The organism is Bacillus sp. FSL K6-1366, assembly GCF_037976695.1.
GTDB lineage: Bacteria > Bacillota > Bacilli > Bacillales > Bacillaceae > Bacillus > Bacillus subtilis.
Map to the genome: position 1 here is coordinate 2,223,913 of NZ_CP150268.1, position 6,088 is coordinate 2,230,000.

Annotated in this window: 5 protein-coding genes, 2 tRNA genes, 2 rRNA genes and 1 other RNA gene (1 of these 10 cut by a window edge); all 10 read left to right on the top strand. The window is 46.2% G+C overall.

Annotated features, from left to right (window positions below; translation table 11 throughout):
* The first annotated feature begins 18 nt into the window (after window positions 1-18).
* An RNA gene (gene ffs, locus MHI44_RS11650) (signal recognition particle sRNA large type) lies at window positions 19-283 on the top strand.
* A 129-nt stretch (window positions 284-412) separates the two neighbouring features.
* Window positions 413-2,104 carry a DNA polymerase III subunit gamma/tau gene (gene dnaX / locus MHI44_RS11655; RefSeq protein ID WP_029317164.1) on the top strand — a complete coding sequence of 564 codons (1,692 nt, stop codon included), beginning with the start codon at window positions 413-415 and terminating at the stop codon, window positions 2,102-2,104.
* 23 nt (window positions 2,105-2,127) lie between these two features.
* Entirely contained in the window at window positions 2,128-2,451 is a 324-nt protein-coding gene (locus MHI44_RS11660) for a YbaB/EbfC family nucleoid-associated protein (RefSeq protein ID WP_003225427.1), read from the top strand.
* A 14-nt stretch (window positions 2,452-2,465) separates the two neighbouring features.
* Window positions 2,466-3,062, top strand: coding sequence for a recombination protein RecR (gene recR / locus MHI44_RS11665; RefSeq protein ID WP_003225425.1), 597 nt, complete (start codon window positions 2,466-2,468; stop codon window positions 3,060-3,062).
* 17 nt (window positions 3,063-3,079) lie between these two features.
* Entirely contained in the window at window positions 3,080-3,304 is a 225-nt protein-coding gene (locus tag MHI44_RS11670) for a YaaL family protein (protein WP_212059419.1), read from the top strand.
* Window positions 3,305-3,370: 66 nt separating this feature from the next.
* A complete protein-coding gene (gene bofA / locus MHI44_RS11675) occupies window positions 3,371-3,634 on the top strand; it encodes a sigma-K factor-processing regulator BofA (protein WP_003225421.1) in 264 nt (87 codons plus the stop codon).
* A gap of 245 nt (window positions 3,635-3,879) precedes the next feature.
* Window positions 3,880-5,429 (top strand): 16S ribosomal RNA (locus MHI44_RS11680).
* Window positions 5,430-5,531: 102 nt separating this feature from the next.
* Window positions 5,532-5,608, top strand: a tRNA-Ile gene (locus MHI44_RS11685).
* Between the two features lie 11 nt (window positions 5,609-5,619).
* Window positions 5,620-5,695, top strand: a tRNA-Ala gene (locus MHI44_RS11690).
* A gap of 81 nt (window positions 5,696-5,776) precedes the next feature.
* Window positions 5,777-6,088: ribosomal RNA gene (locus MHI44_RS11695) — 23S ribosomal RNA — on the top strand (it continues 2,616 nt past the right edge of the window).
* Together the 16S and 23S rRNA genes with 2 tRNA genes alongside form the textbook arrangement of a ribosomal RNA operon.

Consider the following 6,088-nt stretch of genomic DNA (forward strand, 5'->3'; position numbering starts at 1 on the left):
AATTTGATATTTATTTTGCCGTGCTAAGCGGGGAGGTAGCGGTGCCCTGTACCTGCAATCCGCTCTAGCAGGGCCGAATCCCTTCTCGAGGTTCGTTTACTTTAAGGCCTGCCTTAAGTAAGTGGTGTTGACGTTTGGGTCCTGCGCAATGGGAATTCATGAACCATGTCAGGTCCGGAAGGAAGCAGCATTAAGTGAAACCTCTCATGTGCCGCAGGGTTGCCTGGGCCGAGCTAACTGCTTAAGTAACGCTTAGGGTAGCGAATCGACAGAAGGTGCACGGTAAATCAATCATCAAATTTTCAGACTCACCTAATATTAGGTGAGTTTTTTGTTATGTAAAAAGAGCTTTTGGAATCGAAACAAGGTTCATGTATAATGGGAATGATGAATAACGGAGGAGGGCAAACCCGTGAGTTACCAAGCTTTATATCGAGTATTCAGGCCTCAGCGCTTTGAAGATGTGGTCGGACAAGAACACATTACAAAAACGCTGCAAAATGCCCTTTTGCAAAAAAAGTTTTCTCACGCCTATCTGTTTTCCGGGCCAAGAGGAACCGGAAAAACCAGTGCAGCCAAAATATTTGCTAAGGCTGTCAACTGTGAACATGCTCCTGTTGATGAGCCATGCAACGAATGTGCGGCCTGTAAAGGGATAACAAACGGGTCAATATCCGATGTCATAGAAATTGACGCCGCTTCTAATAACGGTGTTGATGAGATTCGTGACATTCGCGATAAAGTGAAGTTTGCCCCGTCGGCCGTCACATATAAGGTATATATCATAGATGAGGTGCATATGCTTTCTATCGGCGCTTTTAATGCATTACTAAAAACATTAGAAGAGCCGCCTGAGCATTGTATTTTCATATTAGCAACAACTGAACCACACAAAATTCCTTTAACCATTATCTCTAGATGTCAGCGTTTTGACTTTAAACGAATTACCTCCCAGGCGATTGTAGGCCGCATGAATAAAATTGTTGATGCTGAACAGCTGCAAGTGGAGGAAGGATCGCTGGATATCATCGCGAGTGCTGCAGACGGAGGGATGAGGGATGCCCTGAGCCTTCTTGATCAGGCCATATCATTCAGCGGCGATATCCTGAAAGTCGAAGATGCGCTTTTAATTACGGGTGCTGTTTCTCAATTATATATCGGGAAGCTTGCACAATCCCTGCATGATAAAAACGTTTCTGACGCACTGGAAACATTAAATGAATTGCTTCAGCAAGGAAAAGATCCAGCTAAGCTGATAGAAGATATGATTTTCTATTTCAGGGACATGCTGCTGTACAAAACAGCCCCTGGCTTAGAGGGAGTTCTTGAGAAAGTAAAAGTTGATGAAACGTTCCGGGAACTAAGTGAACAAATTCCGGCTCAGGCCCTATATGAAATGATTGATATTCTGAACAAGAGCCATCAGGAAATGAAATGGACAAATCATCCGCGTATCTTTTTCGAAGTGGCTGTTGTGAAGATTTGCCAAACCTCACATCAATCTGCTGCTGATCTCCCGGAAGTGGATATGCTGATGAAAAAAATCCAGCAGCTCGAACAGGAAGTAGAGCGGCTCAAAACAACGGGCATAAAAGCAGCTGCGGAAAGCCCGAAAAAAGAAGCGCCGCGTGTGCCAAAGGGCGGGAAATCCAATTACAAAGCGCCAGTAGGCAGAATTCATGAGATTTTGAAGGAAGCCACAAGACCGGATCTTGATCTGCTCAGAAACAGTTGGGGCAAGCTTCTTGCTCATCTCAAACAGCAAAACAAAGTATCACATGCCGCTTTGCTGAATGACAGTGAACCTGTGGCTGCCGGATCGGCGGCATTTGTTCTGAAATTCAAATATGAAATTCATTGTAAAATGGTCGCTGAGGATAACAACGGAGTCCGGACTAATCTTGAGCAGATTTTAGAATCGATGCTCGGAAAAAGAATGGATTTGATTGGCGTTCCAGAAGCACAATGGGGTAAAATAAGAGAAGAATTTTTAGAAGATCATCAGCAGGAAAATGAAGGATCAAATGAACCGGCTGAAGAAGACCCGCTTATTGCCGAAGCGAAAAAGCTTGTTGGAGCGGATTTAATTGAAATAAAAGACTAACAAAATGAAAGAGAGTGAATGCTATGCGTGGCGGAATGGGTAATATGCAAAAAATGATGAAACAAATGCAAAAAATGCAAAAGGACATGGCGAAGGCTCAAGAAGAGCTTGCAGAAAAGGTTGTTGAAGGAACTGCAGGCGGCGGTATGGTAACAGTAAAAGCAAACGGCCAAAAAGAAATCCTGGATGTTATCATCAAAGAAGAAGTCGTTGATCCTGAAGATATTGATATGCTTCAAGATTTAGTGCTTGCTGCAACGAATGAAGCTTTGAAAAAAGTTGACGAAATCACAAACGAAACAATGGGTCAATTTACAAAGGGAATGAACATGCCAGGTTTATTCTAGGGGGATAAAAGAACATGCAATATCCTGAACCAATATCAAAGCTGATTGACAGCTTTATGAAATTGCCAGGGATCGGACCGAAAACAGCGGTTCGTCTGGCTTTTTTTGTTCTAGGTATGAAAGAAGATGTAGTATTAGATTTTGCGAAAGCATTAGTAAATGCGAAACGCAACCTGACATATTGTTCAGTTTGCGGGCATATTACAGATCAGGACCCTTGCTATATATGTGAAGATACGCGCAGGGATAAGTCTGTTATCTGTGTTGTGCAAGACCCTAAGGATGTTATCGCTATGGAGAAAATGAAGGAATACAACGGACAGTATCACGTTCTTCACGGCGCTATTTCTCCAATGGACGGCATTGGACCGGAGGATATTAAAATACCAGAATTGTTAAAACGATTACAGGATGATCAAGTGACAGAAGTGATCCTCGCGACAAACCCTAATATAGAAGGGGAAGCAACGGCGATGTATATATCAAGGCTCCTCAAGCCGTCTGGTATTAAGCTCTCCCGTATTGCCCACGGACTGCCCGTCGGCGGTGACTTGGAATATGCTGACGAGGTCACTCTTTCTAAAGCACTTGAAGGAAGACGTGAATTGTAAGGAGGAAAAAGCGATCCATGGGTTTTCTTCGCAAGAAAACATTAAGAAGAGAGTTTGATGAAAAACTAACCGAGCAGCTTTTTAAGCAAAAGGAAGAGTGGAACAGGCAAAAAAAGCTGGTCGAAAAAAGCTTAGAACCGTCTGCTGAAGTGTTATACGAACTGAAAGTAGCTGAAGCGAAGTATTTTTTTTACTTAAGGGAAGCGAAGCAGCGAAATGTAAAAATCAGCCGGTGGAAGTAAGTGGTCTAAACTCCTGGATCTTCTCATAAGCTTGTACTAGAACAAGCGAAGGAGATGAGAAGATTCATGGAGCCTATTTTTATTATCGGGATTATTTTAGGACTGGTTATTCTTCTTTTTTTATCAGGTTCAGCTGCGAAGCCTTTAAAGTGGATTGGCATCACAGCTGTTAAATTTGTGGCAGGTGCTTTGCTGCTGGTTTGTGTAAATATGTTTGGCGGCAGTCTTGGCATTCATGTGCCGATTAATCTGGTTACAACAGCTATCAGCGGAATTTTAGGGATACCCGGAATAGCTGCGTTAGTCGTTATTAAGCAATTTATCATTTAATTGATATTATGTATTGACTTAGACAACCGAAGGTGTTATTCTAGTATACGTCGCTGATGACGAACAGCTTTTTTGAAAAGAAAATGCTAAAAAGTTGTTGACAGTAACGACGGTAAATGTTATGATAATAAAGTCGCTTAAACGAGCGGTAAACAAAGTTCTTTGAAAACTAAACAAGACAAAACGTACCTGTTAATTCAGTTTTTAAAAATCGCACAGCGATGTGCGTAGTCAGTCAAACTACTTTATCGGAGAGTTTGATCCTGGCTCAGGACGAACGCTGGCGGCGTGCCTAATACATGCAAGTCGAGCGGACAGATGGGAGCTTGCTCCCTGATGTTAGCGGCGGACGGGTGAGTAACACGTGGGTAACCTGCCTGTAAGACTGGGATAACTCCGGGAAACCGGGGCTAATACCGGATGGTTGTTTGAACCGCATGGTTCAAACATAAAAGGTGGCTTCGGCTACCACTTACAGATGGACCCGCGGCGCATTAGCTAGTTGGTGAGGTAACGGCTCACCAAGGCGACGATGCGTAGCCGACCTGAGAGGGTGATCGGCCACACTGGGACTGAGACACGGCCCAGACTCCTACGGGAGGCAGCAGTAGGGAATCTTCCGCAATGGACGAAAGTCTGACGGAGCAACGCCGCGTGAGTGATGAAGGTTTTCGGATCGTAAAGCTCTGTTGTTAGGGAAGAACAAGTACCGTTCGAATAGGGCGGTACCTTGACGGTACCTAACCAGAAAGCCACGGCTAACTACGTGCCAGCAGCCGCGGTAATACGTAGGTGGCAAGCGTTGTCCGGAATTATTGGGCGTAAAGGGCTCGCAGGCGGTTTCTTAAGTCTGATGTGAAAGCCCCCGGCTCAACCGGGGAGGGTCATTGGAAACTGGGGAACTTGAGTGCAGAAGAGGAGAGTGGAATTCCACGTGTAGCGGTGAAATGCGTAGAGATGTGGAGGAACACCAGTGGCGAAGGCGACTCTCTGGTCTGTAACTGACGCTGAGGAGCGAAAGCGTGGGGAGCGAACAGGATTAGATACCCTGGTAGTCCACGCCGTAAACGATGAGTGCTAAGTGTTAGGGGGTTTCCGCCCCTTAGTGCTGCAGCTAACGCATTAAGCACTCCGCCTGGGGAGTACGGTCGCAAGACTGAAACTCAAAGGAATTGACGGGGGCCCGCACAAGCGGTGGAGCATGTGGTTTAATTCGAAGCAACGCGAAGAACCTTACCAGGTCTTGACATCCTCTGACAATCCTAGAGATAGGACGTCCCCTTCGGGGGCAGAGTGACAGGTGGTGCATGGTTGTCGTCAGCTCGTGTCGTGAGATGTTGGGTTAAGTCCCGCAACGAGCGCAACCCTTGATCTTAGTTGCCAGCATTCAGTTGGGCACTCTAAGGTGACTGCCGGTGACAAACCGGAGGAAGGTGGGGATGACGTCAAATCATCATGCCCCTTATGACCTGGGCTACACACGTGCTACAATGGACAGAACAAAGGGCAGCGAAACCGCGAGGTTAAGCCAATCCCACAAATCTGTTCTCAGTTCGGATCGCAGTCTGCAACTCGACTGCGTGAAGCTGGAATCGCTAGTAATCGCGGATCAGCATGCCGCGGTGAATACGTTCCCGGGCCTTGTACACACCGCCCGTCACACCACGAGAGTTTGTAACACCCGAAGTCGGTGAGGTAACCTTTTAGGAGCCAGCCGCCGAAGGTGGGACAGATGATTGGGGTGAAGTCGTAACAAGGTAGCCGTATCGGAAGGTGCGGCTGGATCACCTCCTTTCTAAGGATATTTTACGGAATATAAGACCTTGGGTCTTATAAACAGAACGTTCCCTGTCTTGTTTAGTTTTGAAGGAACTTTGTTCCTTGAATAAGTTAAGATGGGCCTGTAGCTCAGCTGGTTAGAGCGCACGCCTGATAAGCGTGAGGTCGGTGGTTCGAGTCCACTCAGGCCCACCATCTTATATAACGGGGCCTTAGCTCAGCTGGGAGAGCGCCTGCTTTGCACGCAGGAGGTCAGCGGTTCGATCCCGCTAGGCTCCACCAACGTGTTCTTTGAAAACTAGATAACAGTAGACATCACATTCAATTAGTAATACAAGATATCACATAGTGATTCTTTTTAACGGTTAAGTTAGAAAGGGCGCACGGTGGATGCCTTGGCACTAGGAGCCGATGAAGGACGGGACGAACACCGATATGCTTCGGGGAGCTGTAAGCAAGCTTTGATCCGGAGATTTCCGAATGGGGAAACCCACCACTCGTAATGGAGTGGTATCCATATCTGAATTCATAGGATATGAGAAGGCAGACCCGGGGAACTGAAACATCTAAGTACCCGGAGGAAGAGAAAGCAAATGCGATTCCCTGAGTAGCGGCGAGCGAAACGGGATTAGCCCAAACCAAGAGGCTTGCCTCTTGGGGTTGTAGGACACTCTG